The 21,928-nt window shown below is 36.2% G+C and carries 19 protein-coding genes; 1 reads left to right on the top strand and 18 read right to left on the bottom strand.

Annotated elements, in window-relative coordinates:
- Window positions 1-555: 555 nt before the first annotated feature.
- Window positions 556-2,562 carry a beta-galactosidase gene (locus NSS71_RS20965; RefSeq protein WP_061800613.1) on the bottom strand — a complete coding sequence of 669 codons (2,007 nt, stop codon included), beginning with the start codon at window positions 2,560-2,562 and terminating at the stop codon, window positions 556-558.
- 115 nt (window positions 2,563-2,677) lie between these two features.
- Here NSS71_RS20965 and NSS71_RS20970 point away from each other — a divergent pair, with 115 nt between their 5' ends.
- Window positions 2,678-3,493 (top strand): AraC family transcriptional regulator, encoded by an 816-nt coding sequence (locus tag NSS71_RS20970; RefSeq protein ID WP_047941640.1) that lies wholly within the window; start codon window positions 2,678-2,680, stop codon window positions 3,491-3,493.
- A gap of 38 nt (window positions 3,494-3,531) precedes the next feature.
- Here NSS71_RS20970 and NSS71_RS20975 read toward each other — a convergent pair whose 3' ends face one another.
- The 17 genes from NSS71_RS20975 to ssuE form a co-directional block, all read right to left on the bottom strand.
- Window positions 3,532-4,470, bottom strand: coding sequence for a magnesium transporter CorA family protein (locus tag NSS71_RS20975; RefSeq protein WP_095259202.1), 939 nt, complete (start codon window positions 4,468-4,470; stop codon window positions 3,532-3,534).
- Window positions 4,471-4,857: 387 nt separating this feature from the next.
- Window positions 4,858-6,219: an MATE family efflux transporter gene (locus NSS71_RS20980; RefSeq protein WP_047941642.1), complete on the bottom strand. Its 1,362-nt coding sequence runs from the start codon at window positions 6,217-6,219 to the stop codon at window positions 4,858-4,860.
- A gap of 193 nt (window positions 6,220-6,412) precedes the next feature.
- Window positions 6,413-6,856, bottom strand: a complete 444-nt coding sequence (locus NSS71_RS20985) for a MarR family transcriptional regulator (RefSeq protein ID WP_186440670.1) — start codon at window positions 6,854-6,856, stop codon at window positions 6,413-6,415.
- Between the two features lie 150 nt (window positions 6,857-7,006).
- Window positions 7,007-8,017: an SPFH domain-containing protein gene (locus tag NSS71_RS20990; protein ID WP_341152006.1), complete on the bottom strand. Its 1,011-nt coding sequence runs from the start codon at window positions 8,015-8,017 to the stop codon at window positions 7,007-7,009.
- Window positions 8,018-8,053: 36 nt separating this feature from the next.
- Window positions 8,054-8,905 (bottom strand): TPM domain-containing protein, encoded by an 852-nt coding sequence (locus NSS71_RS20995; protein WP_341152007.1) that lies wholly within the window; start codon window positions 8,903-8,905, stop codon window positions 8,054-8,056.
- Window positions 8,902-9,930, bottom strand: coding sequence for a TFIIB-type zinc ribbon-containing protein (locus NSS71_RS21000; protein ID WP_141231687.1), 1,029 nt, complete (start codon window positions 9,928-9,930; stop codon window positions 8,902-8,904). The genes NSS71_RS20995 and NSS71_RS21000 overlap by 4 nt, the downstream gene beginning before the upstream one ends.
- A 1,054-nt stretch (window positions 9,931-10,984) precedes the next feature.
- Window positions 10,985-11,194, bottom strand: coding sequence for a hypothetical protein (locus NSS71_RS21005; protein ID WP_328283070.1), 210 nt, complete (start codon window positions 11,192-11,194; stop codon window positions 10,985-10,987).
- Window positions 11,195-11,309: 115 nt separating this feature from the next.
- Window positions 11,310-11,876 carry a GNAT family N-acetyltransferase gene (locus NSS71_RS21010; RefSeq protein WP_341152008.1) on the bottom strand — a complete coding sequence of 189 codons (567 nt, stop codon included), beginning with the start codon at window positions 11,874-11,876 and terminating at the stop codon, window positions 11,310-11,312.
- A 171-nt stretch (window positions 11,877-12,047) separates the two neighbouring features.
- Window positions 12,048-13,103, bottom strand: coding sequence for an LLM class flavin-dependent oxidoreductase (locus tag NSS71_RS21015; protein ID WP_328283068.1), 1,056 nt, complete (start codon window positions 13,101-13,103; stop codon window positions 12,048-12,050).
- A gap of 63 nt (window positions 13,104-13,166) precedes the next feature.
- Window positions 13,167-14,801: an ABC transporter substrate-binding protein gene (locus NSS71_RS21020; RefSeq protein ID WP_328283067.1), complete on the bottom strand. Its 1,635-nt coding sequence runs from the start codon at window positions 14,799-14,801 to the stop codon at window positions 13,167-13,169.
- A 37-nt stretch (window positions 14,802-14,838) separates the two neighbouring features.
- On the bottom strand, window positions 14,839-16,848 hold the full coding sequence (locus tag NSS71_RS21025) for an ABC transporter ATP-binding protein (RefSeq protein ID WP_341152009.1): 2,010 nt from the start codon (window positions 16,846-16,848) through the stop codon (window positions 14,839-14,841).
- A gap of 13 nt (window positions 16,849-16,861) precedes the next feature.
- Window positions 16,862-17,740 carry an ABC transporter permease gene (locus NSS71_RS21030; protein ID WP_412759309.1) on the bottom strand — a complete coding sequence of 293 codons (879 nt, stop codon included), beginning with the start codon at window positions 17,738-17,740 and terminating at the stop codon, window positions 16,862-16,864.
- Window positions 17,741-17,751: 11 nt separating this feature from the next.
- Window positions 17,752-18,678 carry an ABC transporter permease gene (locus tag NSS71_RS21035; RefSeq protein WP_341152010.1) on the bottom strand — a complete coding sequence of 309 codons (927 nt, stop codon included), beginning with the start codon at window positions 18,676-18,678 and terminating at the stop codon, window positions 17,752-17,754.
- Between the two features lie 13 nt (window positions 18,679-18,691).
- Entirely contained in the window at window positions 18,692-20,029 is a 1,338-nt protein-coding gene (locus tag NSS71_RS21040) for an LLM class flavin-dependent oxidoreductase (protein ID WP_341152011.1), read from the bottom strand.
- 17 nt (window positions 20,030-20,046) lie between these two features.
- Window positions 20,047-20,304: a glutaredoxin family protein gene (locus NSS71_RS21045; protein WP_328283063.1), complete on the bottom strand. Its 258-nt coding sequence runs from the start codon at window positions 20,302-20,304 to the stop codon at window positions 20,047-20,049.
- Window positions 20,304-21,335 (bottom strand): LLM class flavin-dependent oxidoreductase, encoded by a 1,032-nt coding sequence (locus NSS71_RS21050; protein WP_328283062.1) that lies wholly within the window; start codon window positions 21,333-21,335, stop codon window positions 20,304-20,306. Before NSS71_RS21050 ends, NSS71_RS21045 begins: the two co-directional genes overlap by 1 nt.
- Window positions 21,310-21,870 (bottom strand): NADPH-dependent FMN reductase, encoded by a 561-nt coding sequence (gene ssuE, locus NSS71_RS21055; protein ID WP_341152012.1) that lies wholly within the window; start codon window positions 21,868-21,870, stop codon window positions 21,310-21,312. The genes NSS71_RS21050 and ssuE overlap by 26 nt, the downstream gene beginning before the upstream one ends.
- Between the last annotated feature and the right edge of the window lie 58 nt (window positions 21,871-21,928).

Below are 21,928 nucleotides of genomic sequence, written 5' to 3' on the forward strand. Positions count from 1 at the left end.
GGTCTTCCTGCATTGTGGTGTTCATTTGCTTGATGAACACCACTTTTTCCTCTTCCTTCCTGGATTGTGGCTTTCATCTGCTTGATGAACACCATTTTTTCCTCGGTCTCCCTGCATTGTGGTGTTCATTTGCTTGATGAACACCACTTTTTCCTCTTCCTTCCTGGATTGTGGTTTTCATCCCCTTGATGAACACCATTTTTTCCTCGGCCTTCTTGGATTGTGGTGTTCATTTGCTTGATGAACACCACTTTTTCCTCTTCCTTCCTGGATTGTGGTTTTCATCCGCTTGATGAACACCATTTTTTCCTCGGTCTCCAGTATTCGGTTTTCATCCTCTCCATGAACGCCACTTTCCCCTCAGTCTCCCAGGATTGTGGTTTTCATCCCCTCCATGAACACCACTTTTCCTTCTCTCTCACAAATTGTGACTTTCCCCCCCTCCAGCAGCGTCATCTCGCCCGCCCCTTCATCTATCAGCAAATACCATCCACCTTCCTCCCAAATAAAAAAGCTACATCGACTTATTCGATGTAGCCAAACTCCACGTAATTTTTATTTCAATATAAGTACATCAAATTGCTTTAATTCCACAGCTTCCTTCACCACTTCTCCAGTTAGTAGATTAACTTTGCCAACCAGATCTTTCGGTAATAGCTGCTTGTTTACCTGTTGGTTAATGACAAAATAAAACGAAGCTTCGTCTGTATCTCTTTTGGTAATTTCCAAGCCCTCTCCGTGCGAACAAATCGGCTTTGCCTCTGTTCCTTCTATCACTTGGTTCAATAAATGAGTAAGGCCGTCCTCTTCTACCTGTGTACCAACATACCATACAGTCCCTTTTCCATAAGTGTTTTTTGTAATAGCTGGTGTATTTCCGTAAAAATCTTCTTTATAAAAAGCAACGGTCTCTGCTCCTTCTAGATGAATAATGTCACATAGCAGCTGACAGACATAGACATTACCATCCACAAATTCAACCCCGTTCTTTTGTTCTGGGGCTAATGCGTCAATTTCCTCGACCCAGATTCCTGCTATTTCTCTTAATGGCCCTGGGTAACCGCCAAGATAGACATTATCTGATTCGTTAACTATTCCACTCATAAAAGTAGTAACCAAATGTCCGCCATTTTCCACAAATGCGGTGATTCGCTCTGCCAGCCCAGCTTTCATCATATAAAGAACTGGGACAACGACCACGTCATACTTAGAAAGGTCACTATCAACCGATATCATATCAACTGAAATATTCTTTGTATAAAAGTATTGATAGTATTGATGAATTTGATCAACATATTTTAAATCTTTATTTGGTCCACTCGTATACTCAAGTGCCCAATAGTTTTCCCAGTCAAAAATGATACCAACCTTACTATGAATGGTAGAGCCTAAAAATTCATCCCCTAATTTCTGTAATTCATTCCCAAGTTCCCTTACCTCGCGAAACACTCTTGTATTTTCATGGCCGACATGCTCAATAACAGCACCATGAAATTTCTCGCATGCTCCGACTGAACGACGCAGCTGGAAAAATTGAATCGTATCTGCTCCATGTGCTAACGTCTGGTAACTTTGTGCCCGCATTTTTCCAGGTCGCTTTAAGGAATTATAAGGCTGCCAGTTTTGCTGGCTAGGGGTTTGTTCCATTAACATGAACGGCTGCCCATCTTTAAGCCCGCGCATTAAATCATGACACATCGCTGTGTAGCTCAATGGTGTATTATAGCTTGGATAATTATCCCATGAAACGAGATCCATTTCTTTTGCCCATTTAAAGTAATCTAAATTTTTATAAGTGCCCATTAAATTTGTGGTGATGGGCGTATCGGCATCATATTTTCGTATAGCATCCCGTTCCATCTTGTAATTTTCCAGCATACTATCGGAATTAAAGCGGCGGTAATCGATAGATATTCCAGCAAATGCGGTTTTATCACTGCCAATTCCTTCACTTAGTGCATTCGGAAGAACGATTTCATCCCACGCATAGATAGTATGACCCCAAAATTCCAAATTCCATGCTTGGTTCAATGCTTCAATCGTTTGATATCGTTTTTTCAGCCACACTCGAAATGCCTTTTCACAGTTTTCACAGTAACACTCGCCGCCATATTCATTGTTAATATGCCAACAAGTAACATATGGATTATCTCCGTATCTTTCTGCTAATTTCCCCGCTAGTTTACTTGCATACTTTTGGTAAACGAGACTATTTGGGCAGGCATTATGTCTCTGTCCAAATTTATGGTGTCTGCCCTCATAATCTGTTCGAGCTACTTCAGGATATTTTTTTACCATCCATGCTGGTAACGAAGCTGTCGACGTAGCCAGGATGATGTCATATTTATCCTTGCTCAGCATTTCAACTATGTCATCTAGCTCCTCAAAGTAGTATTCATCTTCAGAAGGTTGAATTTTTGCCCATGAAAAAACATTAATCGTCGCTGAATTAATACCCGCCTTTTTAAATATCCGCATATCCTCTTCCCAAATATCTTTTGGCCATTGATTCGGATTATAATCTCCTCCATATAAAATACGGTTAAATACTTTTTTCGCCATCTTCATCCCTCCACCTTTTTTTATACATTCATTATAGATAGGCAAATAAAGAAAAAGTATAATAAGAGTAACTAGTTTATATAAAAATATGAAACTAATGTAAGGGGATACATAAATGGAAGTACATTTTAATTTATTAGATGGTTCTAACCCCTTTTCCATCGAAAGCATCGGCTATCAGTGGGAGCAAGAAATGATTATGCGAGCGGATGGCTATCCGTATTACCATTGGTTACAAACGGAAAAGGGGTTAGGGGAGGTCACTATTGAAAATGAAAAAATCCGCTTAAGACCTTCAGAAGGAATTCTGATTGCACCATTTGTTTCACATTACTATGAGGCTATTTCCGCCAATGGCTGGCAAACAAATTTTTTAACGATTAACGGTAGTTTTTCTCCAAATATAGCAGATATCCTTGGAGCTGCTCCCTACTATCTTGCCAACGATTGCCCAGATTTTTCTTACAGTGATTGGACGAGAAGAATGTTGTCCCGTATAAAAAACGAAAACCAAAATAGCCAGCAGCAGCAGCTTTCCATTGATGTGTATACCTTCTTATTAAATATACGAGACCATGGCTTACATAGAACCGTCCATACCAATGATTTATATCAGCAATATATTTGGCCAAGTATCCAATGGATTGAAACAAACTATGTAGAGAAATGTGATATTGCCGATATCGCAAAGAGACTCTATATCTCCCCACAATATTTGAATAAGCTTTTTCGACGCTTTGTCGGTGTTTCTGTCTATCAATATGTCCTTGCATACAGAATAAAAAAGGCAAAAGAAATCTTAGTTACCAATCGAGATATAAAAATCAAGGACATTACGTTCTTAATTGGCTTCAATGACACCAGTCATTTTGTTGCCACCTTTAAAAAGGAAACGGGGTTTACACCGAAAGAATTTCGTTCGTTTTATTAAAGAAGCTCCTCCCTATCATAGGGAGGAGCTGTACATTGTCAAAAGAACTTCTTTTTCCAAAAGACTAGAGCGGTTATTCCTGATAATAAGAAGGAAATCATAATTGCAATGGTGAAAGAATAGGACATATCCTGAAATGGAATATGCACATTCATTCCGTAAAAGCTCGCAACCATTGTTGGTAAGGATAAAATAATGGTGAAGGATGTGAGAAACTTCATGACCATATTAACATTATTGGAAATAACCGAAGCAAAGGCATCCATCATCCCACTTAAAATCGACATATGGGTTTCAGCCATCTCAATTGCTTGCTGATTCTCTATGATAACATCCTCTAGCAATTCTTGATCATCTTCATACATTTTCAAATAATTACTTTTGAGCATTTTTTGCATAACAATATTATTCGATTTTAAAGAAGTCGTAAAGTACACTAAACTTTTTTCGATGTTAAGCAAAGAGAAAAGCTCTTTATTTTTCATGGACTGCTGTAGTTCTTTTTCAATGCTATCTGTCTTCTTGCTGATTTGCTTTAAATATTTTAAATAAGCTGTCGCCATACTATACAGTATTTGCAAGGAAAAACGAGTTTTTTTGTACGTAAAAAAGCTCTTCATTCTCCCTTCAGAAAATTGTTGAAAAATAGGATTATCCTTTAAGCAGACAGTAATAAAGCAATTCTTGGAAATAATCATTCCTAATGGAATGGTGTCATAAATTTGTGTCTTTTTTTCATCAAACGAAACGAGCGGAAGATTGACAATGATCAATATATTCTCCCCATCTTTTTCAATTCTTGAACGCTCTTCTTCATCCAATGGATCTTTCATAAACGCTAATGGAATATCTAAACCTGTTGCAATTTCTGTTATCTCATGCTCTGTTGGTGCTATTAAATTGATCCAGCAGCCATTGACTATTTTATCTGTTTCCTGCAACATTCCATCTTCATTTGAAATATAAATTTTTCTCATGCTTTTACCTCCTCTTGTTGTAGAGGAAGTCAACATTCTCTGCCAAATAAAGTTGAATCTTTATCAGTATTCAAACTTCTAAAGGAAGGGCTATATATGACTTCCTCTTTCATGGCCGTGGGTTCTGGTTCAGGTTCCATACACTTTCGAGTACTCATAAAAATTCAACTCCTTGCTTGTAATCTTTAAACCTCTTACATACTACTTTATAATTTATTGATTGTAAACCGATAAAGACTAAATTTCTCTCGTTCTCCTTATACCTTACATAAATAGACACTATCTCTGCAATATTGCTGAGAATACAGGTAGTATTTCTTCCCCTTCCCCTATTGCAGCAATATTGCATTTTTGTTTATCAAAGCAAGAATCCATTATTTTGGCGTATTATTCTCCCTGCAGCAACTCTTCCACAGAAGGACTATTTAATTTATTTCTTAATACATATAGTATTGCTGCGGCTACTATGAATGTAATACTATCTGCTAAAAACAGGGACCAAACGACACCATGAAAACCAAAAGTGAAATTAGCAAAAAACAAAATAGGAATTAACACCAATCCTTGCACAAAGGCCATAACAAAGGCAGCAGTTCCCTGACCAGTCGCCTGAAACATCCCAATAATTAAAAACGTAAATCCAGATAAAAACATAGATAAGAACGTTACTTTTAAGATATAGCTTCCTACAGTAATTAATGCGATATCATTAGTAAATAAACCGATAAGGTTGCTGGATGCAAAAAAGATGATTAATCCGAAAAGAACGGCCATTCCTAGTATAAGCTTACTCGTAAACGACACAACTTTTTTCATCCGCTTTCTATCTGCTGTAAAGGAATAAGCTATTAACGGCACTACACCCTCACAAACTCCCATGATGAAAAACTCTGGAAACTGTTGTAATCTTGAGGAAATTCCATAAGCAGCAACAGCTTTATCTCCATATATCATCATAAAGTGATTAAAGAAGAGGGCTGTAACTCCCATAAAAACATTCATCAAAAATACCGGAACCCCAATCGTTAAAATATGCTTAAGGATAGTTTTTTCGAATGAAAAATTCCGAAAAGATAAGGTAAGAAATTTGCTCTTTTTTCCCATATAATAACTAAAATAAATACAAGCCATAATATTTGAGAGAATGGTTGCTGCTGCGACCCCCATAATTCCTAGCTTTAAAACAAAAATAAACAATAAATCAAGCACAATATTTATGGCTACACTAAGTATCATTCCAATCATGGAAACATTTGCCGCACCTTCTGATCGAACTAATTGTTCCATAGTAAAAAATAAAATAATAAACGGTGAACCAATAATTAACATCATTACGTATTGTTTTGTATAATCAAAGGAATGGAGGCTACTACCCAATAATGAAACAATCGAATCTATAAATGGAAGTGTAGCTATAATGATTAATAAACCTAATAAAATAGAACTGTAAATAGAAAACGAAGATACTTGTTTTACTCTATAATAATTTTTTTCACCAAGAAGCCTTGATATATAGGTACCTCCTCCCATTCCTATTAAATTTCCAAAAGCCATGATTAGAGCAAAGACTGGAAGTGCTAGTGTAATAGCTGTAAGCATCGCAGTGTCCTGTAAAAAGCCAATAAAATAAGCATTTAAAATCGAATAAACTACTGTCATTGACATACCAAGCATCATTGGAATAGCAAAATGGGCAACTGCTTTAGCAATTGGTGCTTTTTCAAAATAATAAAGATTTTCTTTTTCCATATTATCACTACTTTCTTTTTATTTAGTTAGAAATCTAACTAAATAATTAGACTTCTAACTATATAGTTGTAATAAACAGACTTCATTCATTGAACCGTACTTAATCTAAATGTATTGAAAACGAAAAACAATTCAGTTCATTTACTTAGAACTCTAACTATATACGGTGATACCCCTGTAAGATATCACTTTGCTAAAGCTGTTTGTCTACATTTACATTCATTCGTTCTAAAAAATGAAATAGCTGCTTTTTCTCTTCATCACTAAAACCCTCAACCAGCATATTCTCAGCATTAGCAAAAAAAACTTCAAAATCACCTACGATTTTTTTCCCTTTCTCTGAAAGAGACAATAACTTTCTACGCTCATCCTTTGGATCAATTGTACGTTTTATAAAATCTTTTTTTTCCAAATTATGAATGATACTACTGATGGAGGAACCTTTTCGATTAAACCTTGTTTCTAGGTCCTTATGCGTAATCCCCTGCTCCTCATGAGCATCAATGAAACCCATAGTACGGGCCTGTTCTAATGTAATCCCATGCGCTTCCAACCTTTTATCACCACTTAGCTTAATTTTATGATTAATGGTGCGAATAAGATATTGAAAATTTACTTCAAACTCCCTCTCCTTCATTTTCATTCCTTCCTTTTTAATTACTTAGAATACTAACTAATTTACCTCACCTTCTATATAATGTCAATAAAATGCTTTTTGTGTTTGTAAAATAGCAACCGATAAACCCAAAACGGTTTCCCTCTATGGAAAACCGTTTTGGCGTCGCTTTTATACTAATTTATGGCCACAATTGGAGCAGAAATTGCCTTCCCCTGTTTTCGTTCCACAATTCGGACAAAAATTGGGCCGTTTTTTCTCTTGATTCTGGGATGCTGCTTCTGGTGTTGGTTGTGGAGCCGGCGTTTGCTGCTGATTTTGCCCCTGGCTTTGGTTTTGCTTATTCATTTTATCCATCATTTGATTAGCCATATTCATTCCCATCATCATGCCAGCCATATCAGACGCTGCACCCCCGCCGGACATTTTCCCATTAGCCATGCCATCAATCAGCGAAATTTGCTGGTACTTATCTATATTGCCAACCATTCCGTGTGAGGCATTTTTATTAATCATATCCTGTACTTCTTTTGGATAGCTGAAGCTCATAACCTGGAAGCCTGTAATCGCAAGCCCACTTTCCATCATCTGGCTATTTAAATCGTCTTGAATGCCTTTGGCAATTTCAAAGGAGTTTGCTTGAAGATTGAACATATCCTTACCTGCTGTGACTATCCACTTCATTAATAATTGATCCAGTACAGAGATAATGCGGATTTTTACATCTTCTACTAAATATTGATTTTTAATCCCAGCAATTTTATCGATCAGCGATATATAATCCTTTACTTTAAACTGAAAGGTTCCGTTTGCTCTTATTGGCATTCCACCAGGAAGTCCAGCTGCTGGTATATTTATTGCGTTTTTCGTGCCCCATTTAACTGTAAATTCCTTTGTATTGACGAATAGCACTTCTACTCGCATTCCACTATTGAATCCGAATTTAAAGCCTTTTAAAGTGGATAGAAATGGGACAATTTGCGACTCAATGTCATACTCGCCCTCCTCTTGAAAAGCTCCTTCTATATTGCCATTGTTTAAAAAGATAGCATCCTGACCTGGGCGAATAATTAATTTACTTCCCTTTTTAATTTCACGATTTTTCCATTTATAAAAAATCATATCTTCACGAAATTCTTCCCATTCCACTACATTGGCAAATTGATTACGAAAAAATGACATCCTTTTTTAGCCCCTTTCACTAAGTAAAATACTTGTTTAGAATTTTCCTCTGCTTCCACTATGGGAGTGACCACCGCCAGTGATCCCGCCACCGCCACCTGAGTTGTTTTGTGGCTTTCTTTGTTTTGTTACTGTTTTTCGAATAAAGCGATCCTGTCTATTTATAATCTTCGAGTTATCCATATACGTATTGCCATCCACGGTTACTTTTCCCCCTGATTGGAAAACCATTATACTCACGATAATCCCTGCAATCACGAGCGAGGCAATCAGCTGAAAGCCCCAATGGAAGAAAAATGCTGGCATTCCACTTGCATTATTTTCCTCGCTATATTCATTTCTAGCCTCATCTATGCCGCTATAATCATAATCATTTTCTAAATTAGCCGGATCATCCACTAAATAATAAGCTGATTCATGCATAAAAGTGGAGAATGCCTCTAAGTAATCGCCGTCTGATAAAGCAGGTGTTATTTCTTCGCGGATATAATCTAGTGTTTCATTATCCAATGCATCTTCCGCTTTTTTAAAACCTGCTAAATAAATATCCCTTTGCTCCATATCAATGGCTAAGATAGCTGTATTACCATGAGGCTGGTCATAGCCTGGTGCTTCTTCATCATAATAATCTTCTACATATCGTTTAATATCTTTTCCATTTGTGCCATCTAGCGTAAGAATCAATAAGGCGGTTTCGGCTTCTTCGCCTAATTCCTCTGCTAAGCTTTCCAGTTCTGTTTTTTCTGAATCTGTTAAAAGCTGGGCATCATCAAAGATATATTGCGTTTGATTCTCTGAAGCCGCACTTACTGCATTGCTTGAGAACAGAGTAAATATTGCCAAGGCAATAAATAGTAAACTACTATACTTCCTTAAAATTTTTCTCAAAAGAAGCCACCACCCATTAAGACGGAGATACCTTTTAATGCAAGGAATGTGCCGCCAGCAATTCCGCTAAACCATAACGCTACCTTGCCTTTACTAATCGGCGGTTTCCCGACTACTTTTCCTGTTTGTCCATTCATCGCAAAAATATGCTCTTGGCTTTCGTAATCGTAACTGACCATCCATACAGGAAGCAAGACATAATCACTCCGGACCGCTTTTGTATCAATATTTCTATCCCGATAATTTATCGTGTGATACCCAGCAAAAGTGGAATGTACAAAGGAATCAATGTAATCACTCACTTTAGCCTTTGCGCGCGGTAATAATTCTGCGTCCGTATAATTATATTTTTCAGAAATAAAGCCAGCTAGATAAGGTGTTTTAAAATCTTTTAACTGTTCATATGGAAAAGGTTCCAATTTATCCATTAATTCATCTTTCATTTTTTCAGAAGCATCAACTGGAATTTTCGCATAATCTAAATTTATCTTTCGATATGCTTCATAATACTTCGTTTCCGTATAGATATAATCACCGCTTGTATACGTCCGGACCTTCGTGCAAAGGGCAGTTACATCAACATCACTGTTTAAATCATAAAGCCAGAATGGTACATACATACCAGTAATACTTTTTATCCTGTCTGCATTCATAAATCCCTTTGGAGTTAATAGTCCCTTTCTACACCATTTTTGAAAAGCCGCCATAGCTTCTTCTTTACTGATTGTAAAAGGGATCACTTTCTTAGGAGCAAGCGCTCCTGCCAATCGGTCAGCAATAACAACGCCTGCACCGCAAAAGCTACAATTTGTTGCCGTTGTGTCTGCTTCTGTTAGTAATACTGCCCCGCAGTTGTCACAATGGTATTCCTTCACCTCATTCTCTTCAAAAGAAGCGGTCATTAAATTTTCTGGATAGCTCTCAATATTCTCTTCATTTCCACAGCTAGGGCAAGATAAACTGCCTGTATCTGCATTAAAGCTCATATCTCCCCCACAATTTGGGCATTTATAATGAAGGATCAAGTAAATCACCTCAATTTTTATCTCTTCTTATACTAATCATACCTTATTTATCCACGCGCTGCTCTGCTGCCGTGAAAAATTTCCGTTATATACATATACTGATTAAATAAAGAAAAGTTTCAAAACTTCATTTTCAATTTATCTTAATCTATATTTATAAAAAAATGGAGAAAAAAAAGAAGAAAGTACTTTGAGTTATTACTATACAAACTAAAATGATTAGTCATCATAATATTGTACTTCGATTGTTTACTGATGTTTCTCGTGCAACTATTTAATTTAGTCCAAAATAGTGGCTGGGACAGAATAAAATATATAATATATAATGGATAAAGACGAACAACCTCTATTTTAGTGGCGAAACCAATTCGTTCCATTACACTACAGACACTCTATGCGCCTAATGTCAAAAATTTATTTTATTCACGGATCGTAATAACTTTACATGGAGCCTCTGTGGGCGTTATTAATGAGCCAGGAAGCCAACATTATCAATAGCTACTCATCTTCACAAGGCTATCATGCCCGCCTCTCCATATAAAGTTGGTTCTAAAAGTTTTGGGGAAATTATACAAAACTTATCACTTTTATCCATAGTTAAACTAGCATTTCCAGATTCCTATGGGAGCTTCAAAAAATTTATATTTTGGATACAGCATGAGGAGAATACTGTTAGCTTTTTTCTCTACTCCTCTTCCTTTCGGACACAAAGAGCTCTAGTCTGTTAATTTCTTCCTTTTTCAATATATAATCCTAACTTGTTGCAACTTTTTTATGAATCTACTTTTTCCTTATTTGCAACGCAGTGGCGAGAAGGCTCAGGCCTAGCCCCATGGAAGTGTATTGAGTCTGCGGGTGATTACCACAAACCTTCTTTCTTAAAATAAATAAAAACCCCAAACAATTATACGAATTTTTTTGTTTGGGGTTATATTTGATTGAAATACTTATGTCCCACCATTCCGCATGGAACAAGCTTTTTCTCTATCCAATGTTATCTAATACTTGCTTTTGCATCTGTTTGCGTAATCTTCACTTTTATTTTTTTCCGACTTTACGGAGGAAAAAGCGCTAAAAACTGCTTGGTTCGTTCTTCTTTTGTTTGATCGAAAACTTCCTTTGTAGTCCCCGGTTCAATAATTACCCTATTTTCCATAAAAATAACTCTGTCGGCTGCTTCATAGGCAAAGCTCGTTTCATTGGTATCAATAAGCATCGTTACTCCCGTATTTTTACTAAGTAAATCTAACGATAAACTTTCCAAATACTTCTGCTTACCTAATTATCTTCTTTTCATAGAACCTTATATTCCTTCTGAATCCAAATCCTGTTGAATTTAATTGCTGCGAATTTCAACAGGAATTTTGCTTTCTTTTCTATTAAACAGAAGATTTTTTTAACTCTTTATCTTTATCCTCGAAGGGAGGTGCTCCTAAAATAGCGGCATCAAATCTTTCTGGAATTAGTACCTTATACATTAAAATTCCGATGTCCCCATCATTTTCATGCTGAAAATATTCTTGGTACCCTTTTCGTTTATACATCTCAAGAAGCCATGGATGTTTTCGACCAGAAGTACCAAGTGTATAAGCAGGAGCCTTAAATGTATTACGCAGCATATCTTCTACATACTTTAGCAGTTTATTGCCAATCCCTTGGCCTGCTAAATGAGGGGCTGTTGCAAACCACCATACAAAAGGATATCCTGAAACTGGCTGAGTACTTTCCCAAGGAAAACGGATCGTAATCGTTGAAATTAGCTTGCCATCCCGCTCTAACACAATAGCTGTTGAATTTTTGATATTTTCTGTTACCATTTCGATTGTGGCATTAGTAGATGGCCAATTGATCCCTAATTCTCCGACCGGTTTAAAGGCACTAGAAAGTAATTCCAAAAATTGAGGGGCATCTTCTACTTTTGCAATACGAAATATATCTTTACTCATAAACATTCTCCATTCAAATTATCCAATATTTTCATATCTATTTACTTCTACTATTTAATAAATTACAGTTTTCCAACAACTTTCTATCTTTAAAAAATAAACCATTTTATTCCGATAGTCACACAAGGAATTATATTATTAAAATTTTATCCTCCTTTATAACTTAAGGATCTATAGAGTAGGAACCTGGTTACTTTCCCAAACAAAATTTGGAATTTCCTTTTTTAATACTGGCATTACATTTTCAGCAAAGCGCTGAATTTGTTCCTGCTGTTCCTCTTCCTTCAATCCATCTACACTTATCCCTTGCACCTGGTGCCCATAGAATTTATGATAATATAAAATTTTTTCAATAATAGAATCTGCAGAGCCTACAAGAGATGGGCCATTATTGATGTAATCCTCTAGATTTACAAACGGAGACTGATTATGCTTAGAAGCATCTGAACTACTAAACGCATTATAATATGGTTTAAATTTATTTATTGCCTCCTCCTTTGTATTGGCGATATATAAATTCCCCGCTCCTGATCCCACCAATGCTTGAGCAGGATCAAATCCGTAATATGCCAATCTCTCCTTATAATGATCAATTAATTTCTTATATTTAGTAATTGGATGAAAGACATTAGATGAAAAAATTGGTTCTCCATTTTTGGCAGCTAGTTCTGTTGATAACGTGCTGGATGCACTCCCATGCCAAATAGGAATACTGTTTTGGTATGGTCTTGGTTCGACAGTTACATCATTTAAAGGTGGACGATATTTCCCGCGCCAGTTTACAGATTCTTCCTTCCATAATCGTTTCAGTAATTCATATCTTTCTGCAAGAGATTCCCATTGCTCCTCTTCTGTAATACCAAATAATGAATAATGTCTAGGATCATTACCTTTCCCAATAATAAGCTCTAAGCGTCCTTTGGATAACTGATCTACTGTCGCAAAATCTTCTGCAACACGGACTGGATCTAACACGCTTAAAACTGTAACTGTTGTCAATAGTCGTATTTTCGAAGTAAGCATAGCTATTGCTGCAAGTAGTACAGCTGGAGAAGAGGAAAGAAAAGGAAAACCGTGTCTTTCTCCAACGCCATAACCATCAAACCCAAATTTCTCTGCCATAATAGCTTGATTCACTACATTTTGAAATTTTTGTTGTGTTGTTAAGGTCTTACCAGTGATTGGATTACTGGCATTACCAACAAGAGAAAATAATATAAATCTCATCGCAATTATCACCACATTTCTTTTTTTACACATTAATTCACTTATATAGGGTTATATCTTTTCTTAATCATTTTTAAAAAATACATCATTAAACAAAGGATATCCTTGTGAATCAAATGCTAAATCTTCAACTTGGTTCGCTGTTGCTACTGTATATGGGAATAAATAAATAGGGATAAAATAGGCTTGTTCTATCAATTTTTGTTGCACATTTTTATATAAGTCTGCTCTTTTCTCCGGATCTATTTCCAATTCTCCTTCTTCTAACCACTGATCAATATCTTTATCTGCTATTCTAGCTAAGTTAGATCCTCCGTTTTCAGGAAGTTTTTCCGAATGAAAGAACAATCGTAATACATCTGGATCACCAGCTACTCTACTATTTCCAATAACATCATAATCTTTTCCATTGTGAGTTATATTATAATAATCAGCCGTTGTCTTAATCTCAAGTTTTACTCCAATTTCTTTTAACTGTTGTTGAATAATTGTGGCAATATCATGTCTTTTTTCTCTATTTACATTACTATCAATTAATCGAAGGACTAACTCCTTTCCATCCTTTTCTCTGATTCCTTCGCTATTCTTCTTCCATCCGATTCCGTCTAATAAAGTATTGGCATGAGCAGTATCGACAACATCCTTATTTTCAAGTTCTTTATCATATCCTAAAATAGTAGGAGTTAAAACAGACCAAGCCCTCTTATAGGTGCCCAAGTATAAAGTATTAACAATAGAATCTATATCAATAGTTTCTTGGAGCGCTATTCTCGCCTCTAATTGATTCCAAGGATCATTCTCTGGATTTAGAAATAATCCATATGGCATTCCCGCAGTTTCAGCTTCATATATTTTTAAATTTCCATTAGCTTTAATCGTTTGTATATCTTGAGGAGGAATTGTTTCCACTGCACTTACTTGATTACTTTGGACGCTGCCAATTCTAGTAGCTTCCTCAGGAATTATTTTATATATTAATTTGTCAAGGTATGCTTTCCCGTTATGATTTGAATAAGGTGCCTTCCAACTATAATCTTCAAATCTCTCTAAGACAATTTCGTTATTTTCATCTAAACTGACAAACTTATATGGCCCAGAACCTACTGGATTAGTTGCCAAGGAAGGACCATACTCTTCGGCTGCCTCTTTCGACACTATTGCTAATTTAGGCTGACTTAGATTATTTAAAAATGTGGTGGTGGGTGCAGAGAAATGAATTCTAACTGTGTATTCATCTATCACCTCAGACGACTGATAATTTTCTATTAACGCATAAGCACTAGCAGCTTTTGTTTCGGGATTTACTATTCTATCAAAATTGTATTTAACAACCTCTGCATTAAATTTACTCCCATCATGAAAAGATACATCATCTCTCAATTTGAAAGTAAAGGTTTTTTGATCATTAGAAACCTCCCAGCTTGTTGCTAACCATGGCTCGATTTTATTGTCAGAGGTTTGGTATACTAACTTCTCATAAATACTGTTATTCACTCGTGTCGATACTGCCATTCCACTAGTATGAGGATCTAAGCTATCAGGTGAAGTAGCAAGTCCATAGATTAATTCTCCTCCCGATTGTGGTTGTGCCTCTTCTCCTCCCGCTTTTTCTTGACTAGTCGATTGGCAAGCAGTTAACAATAAACTAAGTGTTACTAGAAAAAACAAGGTGTATTTTCTCCCACTACGTAAATTCACTATATTTGCCTCCCTTACATAGATCTTTTTCTTCCTCTTAATTTGTTAACAAAGGAAAATGACATGATACGAATCTATCTCTTTCGATTTCTATTAATTCTGGTTCCTTCAGCGAACAACGCTCTGTCGCAAATGGGCATCTTGTTTTAAAGCGGCAGCCTGAGGGAAGATTAACTGGTGATGGAACTTCCCCCTCCATTTTCATTTTCTTGTTTGTTTTTGTATTTGGAATAGAATCAATTAATCCCCTTGTATAAGGATGTAAAGGTTTTTTGAATAATTGGTGACTAGGTGCAATTTCCACTAACTTTCCTAGGTACATCACTCCAATCCTATCCGAAATATGCTGAACAACACCTAAATCATGGCCAATGAACAAATAAGTCAATCCCATTTCTTTTTGCAGGGCTTGCAAAAGATTTATAATCTGAGCCTGAATTGATACATCCAATGCAGAAACCGCTTCGTCTGCTAATATAAATGATGGATTTAAGGCAATTGCTCTTGCTATACCAATTCTTTGCCGCTGTCCTCCTGAAAATTCATGGGGATACCTGGAATACCATTTTGGATTTAATCCTACTTTTTCTAATAACTCATAAACATGTGCTTTCAGTTGTTCGTTAGAAAGCTTTAAGTGCCAGCTTAAAGGCTCACCTATTATTTCTCCTATCTTCATCCTTGCGTTAATGGAACTGTATGGATCTTGGAAAATCATTTGCATTTCTTTACGATAGGCACCTAACTCTTTATTACGAAGCTTTCCTAAAGATCTTCCCGCAAAAAGCACATCTCCTCTGGTAATGCGCTCTAATTGAAGAATAGCCCTCCCCAAGGATGATTTTCCGCTACCTGACTCTCCAACTAAGCCGAAAGTTTCTCCTTTTTTTATCGCAAAAGAAACATTATCTACCGCTTTAACTTTCCCTTTTTTTATTATTCCTTTACCAAATGAATAATGTAAACTTAATTTTTGAATATCAATTAGTATTTCGCTTTGAGAATGATCCTTTGTCTCTGCAAGTCCGCCAATATACTGTCTTTTTCTTTCTGTTCTATGATCATCTTCCCAGTCTTCTCTTTTGATTAACTCCTCTGCGTAAAAGCACGCCGTTAACCGATTATTTACACTAGTTAATTGGGGTTTTATTTTTTTACACTTCTCCGTCGCAAATGGGCATCTTGGATGAAAAAGACAGCCATTTGGCGGATTGTTTAAAGGTGGAATGCTTCCTTCAATCGAATATAATTTATTCTTCGTTTGACCCTCGACTTTTGGAATGGACTTCAATAATCCTCTCGTATATGGGTGGTGAGGAGTTTGAAAAAGCTGGCTCACGGATGCATCTTCTACCACTTCTCCTGCATACATGACAATTATTCTGTCTGCAAGGTCTGCAGCTACCCCTAAATCATGAGTAATTAACAGCAAAGCCATATTAAGCTCCTCTTTCAGCGATTTCAATAATTCGATAATTTGCTGTTGGATCGTCACGTCTAAGGCTGTGGTGGGTTCATCTGCAATAAGCAAATCTGGCTCACAAGATATAGCCATAGCTATCATTGCTCTTTGCAACATTCCACCTGAGAATTCATTTGGGAACTGTTTCATCCGTTGCTCTGGTTCTGATATACCTACTTTTCTTAATAGTTCTATCCCCTGATTCCAAGCCTCCTTTTTTGTGTATTTCAGATGTTTTCTTATCATTTCTGTTATTTGATATCCAATCGTAAAAACAGGATCAAATGCTGAAAGTGGCTCTTGGAAGATAGTAGCAATTTTCTTTCCCCTAATTGTTTGCAGCATTTTTTGATCGAGGGATGTAAGCTCTTTTCCTTGAAAGAAAATATTCCCTTTAGAAATAACGCCATTTTCATATTCAATTAATCGCATAATCGCCTTAGAAGTAATTGTTTTCCCACTTCCAGACTCTCCAACTAGACAAACCGTTTCTCCAGCTTTTATATGTAGATTTAAATTAGAAATAGCAGAAAGCAGTCCATCCTTTGTTTTAAAATCAATGTCTAAATCAATAATTTCAAGCATTCTGGCACCTCCTTCATGTTATTTTTTTCTTGGGGTCTAAATAATCCCGGAGAGTATCTCCCATTATATTGACAGACAACACAAATGCTGTGATTGCAAGGCCAGGAAAAGTAGCTATCCACCATGCCGCCGTTAAATAACCTCTTCCCTGTGACAGCAAAGTACCCCAATCTGGAATTTCTTTCACAACTCCTAAACCAAGGAAACTTAAGCCAGCACCTAAAAGAATAGCTGAACCAAGTCCATTGGTTGCCATAACTAATAATGGAGAATATGCATTAGGAAGAATATGTCTAAAAAAAATTACAAAACGATTTACACCTATAGACTTCGATGCAATTACATAATTTCTGTCTTTTAAACTGACAACTTGCCCTCTCATCAACCTTGCATATCCAGGTAAGGAAGAGACAGAAATCGCTAGAATAATATTTAATAGACTTGGTCCAAGAGCTGCGGCTAAAGCAAGGGCGAGAAGCATCCCAGGAATAGTCATCAATATATCAATTCCCCTCATTAACACGATATCAATAGTTCCGCCAATATAGCCCGAAATAGCACCTATCATCATACCTATTAAGGCTGCTACTGTGACAGACAAGAAACTTATTATTAGAGAACTTCTACTTCCATACACAATCAAGCTATAAATATCACGTCCAAAATAATCAGTTCCGAATAAATGCTTGGAAGAAGGTGAATTCATAATTTCTTCTGTAAACATTTCTGTTGGAACATAAGGAGCAATTAATTTAGGAAATAAGGCACAGATGATTAAAAAAAAGATAACACAACTGGCCATATAAAAAATTGTGTATCTAGGTTTAAACCTTCTTTTGTTTTTTACGATTGGAGGATTATTTATTTGGACCTCTACAATAGTATCTTTCACACTAACACCTCCTAGAATGTTCTTCGAACACGTGGATCAATGAATGAATAAGAAATATCTACTAATAGATTTATGGATATATAGACAATAGCTGAAAAAAACACCACACCTTGTACAACTGGCAGGTCTTTAGAAACTATTGCATCTGCAATAAGCCGACCTACTCCTTGTCTAGAGAAAACTGTTTCAATTACTACTGCTCCTCCTAATAAATCACCAATCATCATGCCTATAATAGTAATAGAAGGTATTAATGCATTTCTTAGTACATGTTTATACATAATTGCTTTTTCCTTTAAGCCTTTGGATCGCAATGTAAGAATATATTGTTCATTTATGACTTCCAACATACTATTTCGAACCATTCGGATTATGGCACCGGAGCAAACAAGTCCTAAAGAGAGCGATGGAAGAACTAAACTACGAAAACCATCAGAACCAATCGATGGAAACCAGCCTAAGTGGACAGAAAATAGCATTATCAACAAAATTCCCGACCAAAATGTTGGCATGGATATACCAAATAACCCTATCAATCTAGCAATATAATCAATGATCGTATTATGGTGTATAGCCGAATAAACTCCTAACGTTATTCCAACAACAATTGCAATACATGCGCTCATTAAAGTTAACGTTAATGTTGCCGGAAATTGGGTGATAATTCTATCGAGCACTGGCGCATTATTGACAATAGAATGTCCAAAGTCTCCCTGGAGAATACTGTTCAAATATTCCATAAATTGCTGATAAAAGGGTAAGTCCAGACCTAGTTCTTTTCTTAGATTAGCCGCCATTTCAGGAGTCGCACCCGTTCCTTCCAACATTTGATCAACGACATCTCCTGGAAGAGAATAATTTATGAAGAAAACTAGAAATAGAGAGCCGATAAGTACAAATAACGAAGCAATTATCCTATTTAACAAAAATTTCCACATACATTTCCACCATTTAATATTCTTTATTTAATAGTGCTTTATGTTCATTTTGATTTACAGGCTTAGAAAGATTTAAATGATCTCTTAAAGTAGTCCCCTCATATTCTTTCTCATATATTCCTCTCTCCTGTAAGATAGGAATTACTTTATCTACAAATAACTGAAATTGCTCGGGAATGTCTGTATGAATAATAAATCCATCTGCTCCCCCACTTTCAAACCAGGTTTGGATCTTATCAGCTACAATAGTAGGAGTTCCTAGAAATGAACTGCGAGGAACAGCCATCTGCTGTGCAACCTGTCTAAGTGTTAGTTGATGTTCCTTTGCCATCTTTTTTATTTTTTCGGTCGTACTTTGAAATGCCTCTTTTCCAACTTCTCCAATATCCGGAAAGGGCTCATCTAATGGAAAAGATCGAAAATCAAAATGATCAAAAAATCTTCCAAGATGTGTAATTGCACGTTCTATCGGTATTAATGAGATAAAATCTTCATATACTTTTTGCGCCTCTTCTACAGTATCTGCAATGATCGGGCTAATACCAGGGAATATGAGTAGTTCATCTTCCTTGCGACCAAATTGTGTAGCTTTTTCTTTTACATCCTTGTAAAATTCAATTGCCTCCTCCAGCGTTTCTTGCCCTGTAAATATTGCATCCGCTGATTCCGCCGCAAATAATCTTCCTCTTTCGGAAGAGCCTGCTTGAAATATAACCGGATATCCTTGTTTAGATCTTTCCAAGTTCAAAGGACCTTTAACTGAATAAAATTCTCCCTCGTGATTTAATGGATGAAGTTTTGTCTCATCAAAGAAAACTCCTGTTTCTTTATTACGAATGAAAGCATCCTCTTCCCAAGAATCCCAGAGACCTTTCACCACCTTTAAGTGCTCGCTTGCTCTTCGATAACGCTCTTCATGTGTAGGTAATTCTTTCCCATTGAAATTTTGCGCAGATCCAGCAGATGGAGAAGTTACCACATTCCATCCTGCTCTTCCAGAACTAATATGATCCAAGGATAAAAATTGTCTAGCCACATTAAAGGGCTCACTGTAAGTAGAAGATAAAGTTCCAACTAAACCGATTTTTTCTGTAACTCCCGCGATAGCTGTTAATAGGGTAATCGGTTCAAATCTATTTAAAAAATGCGGCAATGATTTTTCATTAATATGCAAACCATCCGCTATAAATATAAAGCTAAACTTTCCCCTTTCAGCTAAACGAGCTCTTTCTTTATAAAATGATAGATTTACACTTGCATCTGCGGGAACAGATGGATGGCGCCACCCATCCGTTGTTCCTCCTATACCATGAATAATTGCTCCAAACTTTACCTTCTTATTCTTCGCCACGTACTTCAGCCTCCTTATTATATTAATGCTTCTTTTAGCGCGTTAATATCCGCTTTAAAAACTGCTTTATATTCAGCATTACTGCCATTGCTAATCTCAATGACCGGTACATAACGAATTCCATATTTCACTTCTAAAATATCTCTAAAGGAATCATTTTGTGTAACATCAATTGTTGAATATTCAATATTATTTTCTGCAAGATAAGATTTTACTTCTTGACAATAGCTGCATCCATCCTTACTCCATACGACCACTTTTTTATGCAGACTCATTAGCTAATCATCCCTTCGTTTAATGTACTTCTTACATATTTTTCTGTTTCAAATGCCCTTTTTAATAATTTATAAGAGTGTATCCTACTCTCGATTTCCACTATTGGAGATAACGCAATAACTTCATCAATGTTATATTTCTGAATAAGTTGGATAAGTTGTTTTTTTACTGTTCCCATCGATCCTGCAAGATACCCAGCCTTTTGGACTATTAATTGATATTCTGTTTCTTCGCTCTCATCCAAAACCTTTTGAGCATGTTCTAATGAATTTACATTTACTTTTCTCCCATCAGAGAAGATAACTTTTACTGTTTCCTTGTGTTTAATATAAGAAGTTGCCTTTGAATCAGTCTCTGCTACAACGATTGTCAATGCTAATAGGAACTTATTCTTCGCATTCTTTGGTGAAAACTTTTCAAATCTCTCCCTTGCTTCATTTAATACACTTTCATCCCCATTTATAAAATAGGCAAATACATAGGAGATTCCCAATCGTGCAGCAATCTCAGCACTTTCTACACTTCCTCCTAATAAAAATAAGTCCGGATTATTCGTTGTAATTGGTGTTGCTTTTAAATCCTGCACCTTTTCTTCATTATTAATAAATTTCTGTAAATCACTCAATTTTTGAACAAAATCTTTTTGTAGGGGTTTCTTATCTTCTTGTAGAGCTTGTGTAGAAAGATTCAATCCACCGGGCGCTTTTCCAACTCCAAGGTCTACCCTATTAGGCTCTAGAGAAGCTAATACGTGAAACACCTCTGCAACTTTGTAAGGACTATAATGCTGAAGCATAACCCCGCCCGAGCCAATTCTTAATTTTTTTGTTTTAGCTAACAAATATCCAATTAACGCTTCAGGTGCGGATCCAGCTAATTGAGTATTATTATGATGCTCTGATACCCAAAATCTGTGATATCCTAATTCTTCAGCCACTTTTGCAAGCTTAACTGTATTCTGAAGGGCAATTTCTGCCTTCTCCACTTCTCCTATAGGACTTTGATCAAGAATACTTAACGTAATAGTCACTATTCTTACCTCCTAAAGAGATTTTGAATTGCTCCAATGCATAATCTAATCGTTTTTGCGAGTCTTCGTCTAAGAAATAGGTAGCTTTCTCCTGTTTTTTTACTTGTTTATCTAACACAAAAACGCCATTTTGAATAGTTGTTGTTCCCAACGTCATTAGAACTGGCTTTAATACATAGTCAATTACTAATAGATGACCATAAGTACCGCCTAATACTAACGGTAAAACTTCCTTTCCCTTAAGTGCCTTTTGTGGCAATAAATCAATGAAGGTTTTTAAGATTCCTGAATAGGAAGCTTTATAAATAGGGGTTAAGAAGATTACCCCTTCACTTTCTTCTACATGCTGCTGCGCACTTTTTATTGCTTCATTCGTAAAATCTGCTGTTATTAATGCATCACTAGGAAGCTGATGTACTTGAATAATTTTGATGTCAACTTTTTCTTTTTCTAAATAATTTGTTGTGTACTCTAATACCCCTGTAAGTCTAGAAGCAACTGAATTACCTCCGACTATAATCGTAACTCTCGTCATTTTTCTGCCTCCTTTTAAATTCTGTGTAAACCACTTGGAATAGTTGTTAATATAGATT

The organism is Niallia sp. FSL W8-0951, assembly GCF_038006525.1.
GTDB lineage: Bacteria > Bacillota > Bacilli > Bacillales > Cytobacillaceae > Niallia > Niallia circulans.

What these genes read in the sequence shown, in the direction of transcription:
- NSS71_RS20965 (WP_061800613.1), bottom strand. Translation starts at nt 2,562, where the DNA reads ATGGCGAAAAAAGTATTTAACCGTATTTTATATGGAGGAGATTATAAT.
- NSS71_RS20985 (WP_186440670.1), bottom strand. Translation starts at nt 6,856, where the DNA reads ATGAAGGAGAGGGAGTTTGAAGTAAATTTTCAATATCTTATTCGCACC.
- NSS71_RS21045 (WP_328283063.1), bottom strand. Translation starts at nt 20,304, where the DNA reads ATGAGTCTGCATAAAAAAGTGGTCGTATGGAGTAAGGATGGATGCAGC.
- NSS71_RS21010 (WP_341152008.1), bottom strand. Translation starts at nt 11,876, where the DNA reads ATGAGTAAAGATATATTTCGTATTGCAAAAGTAGAAGATGCCCCTCAA.
- NSS71_RS21035 (WP_341152010.1), bottom strand. Translation starts at nt 18,678, where the DNA reads ATGTGGAAATTTTTGTTAAATAGGATAATTGCTTCGTTATTTGTACTT.
- NSS71_RS20990 (WP_341152006.1), bottom strand. Translation starts at nt 8,017, where the DNA reads ATGTCATTTTTTCGTAATCAATTTGCCAATGTAGTGGAATGGGAAGAA.
- ssuE (WP_341152012.1), bottom strand. Translation starts at nt 21,870, where the DNA reads ATGACGAGAGTTACGATTATAGTCGGAGGTAATTCAGTTGCTTCTAGA.
- NSS71_RS20980 (WP_047941642.1), bottom strand. Translation starts at nt 6,219, where the DNA reads ATGGAAAAAGAAAATCTTTATTATTTTGAAAAAGCACCAATTGCTAAA.
- NSS71_RS21025 (WP_341152009.1), bottom strand. Translation starts at nt 16,848, where the DNA reads ATGCTTGAAATTATTGATTTAGACATTGATTTTAAAACAAAGGATGGA.
- NSS71_RS20975 (WP_095259202.1), bottom strand. Translation starts at nt 4,470, where the DNA reads ATGAGAAAAATTTATATTTCAAATGAAGATGGAATGTTGCAGGAAACA.
- NSS71_RS20970 (WP_047941640.1), top strand. Translation starts at nt 2,678, where the DNA reads ATGGAAGTACATTTTAATTTATTAGATGGTTCTAACCCCTTTTCCATC.
- NSS71_RS21015 (WP_328283068.1), bottom strand. Translation starts at nt 13,103, where the DNA reads ATGAGATTTATATTATTTTCTCTTGTTGGTAATGCCAGTAATCCAATC.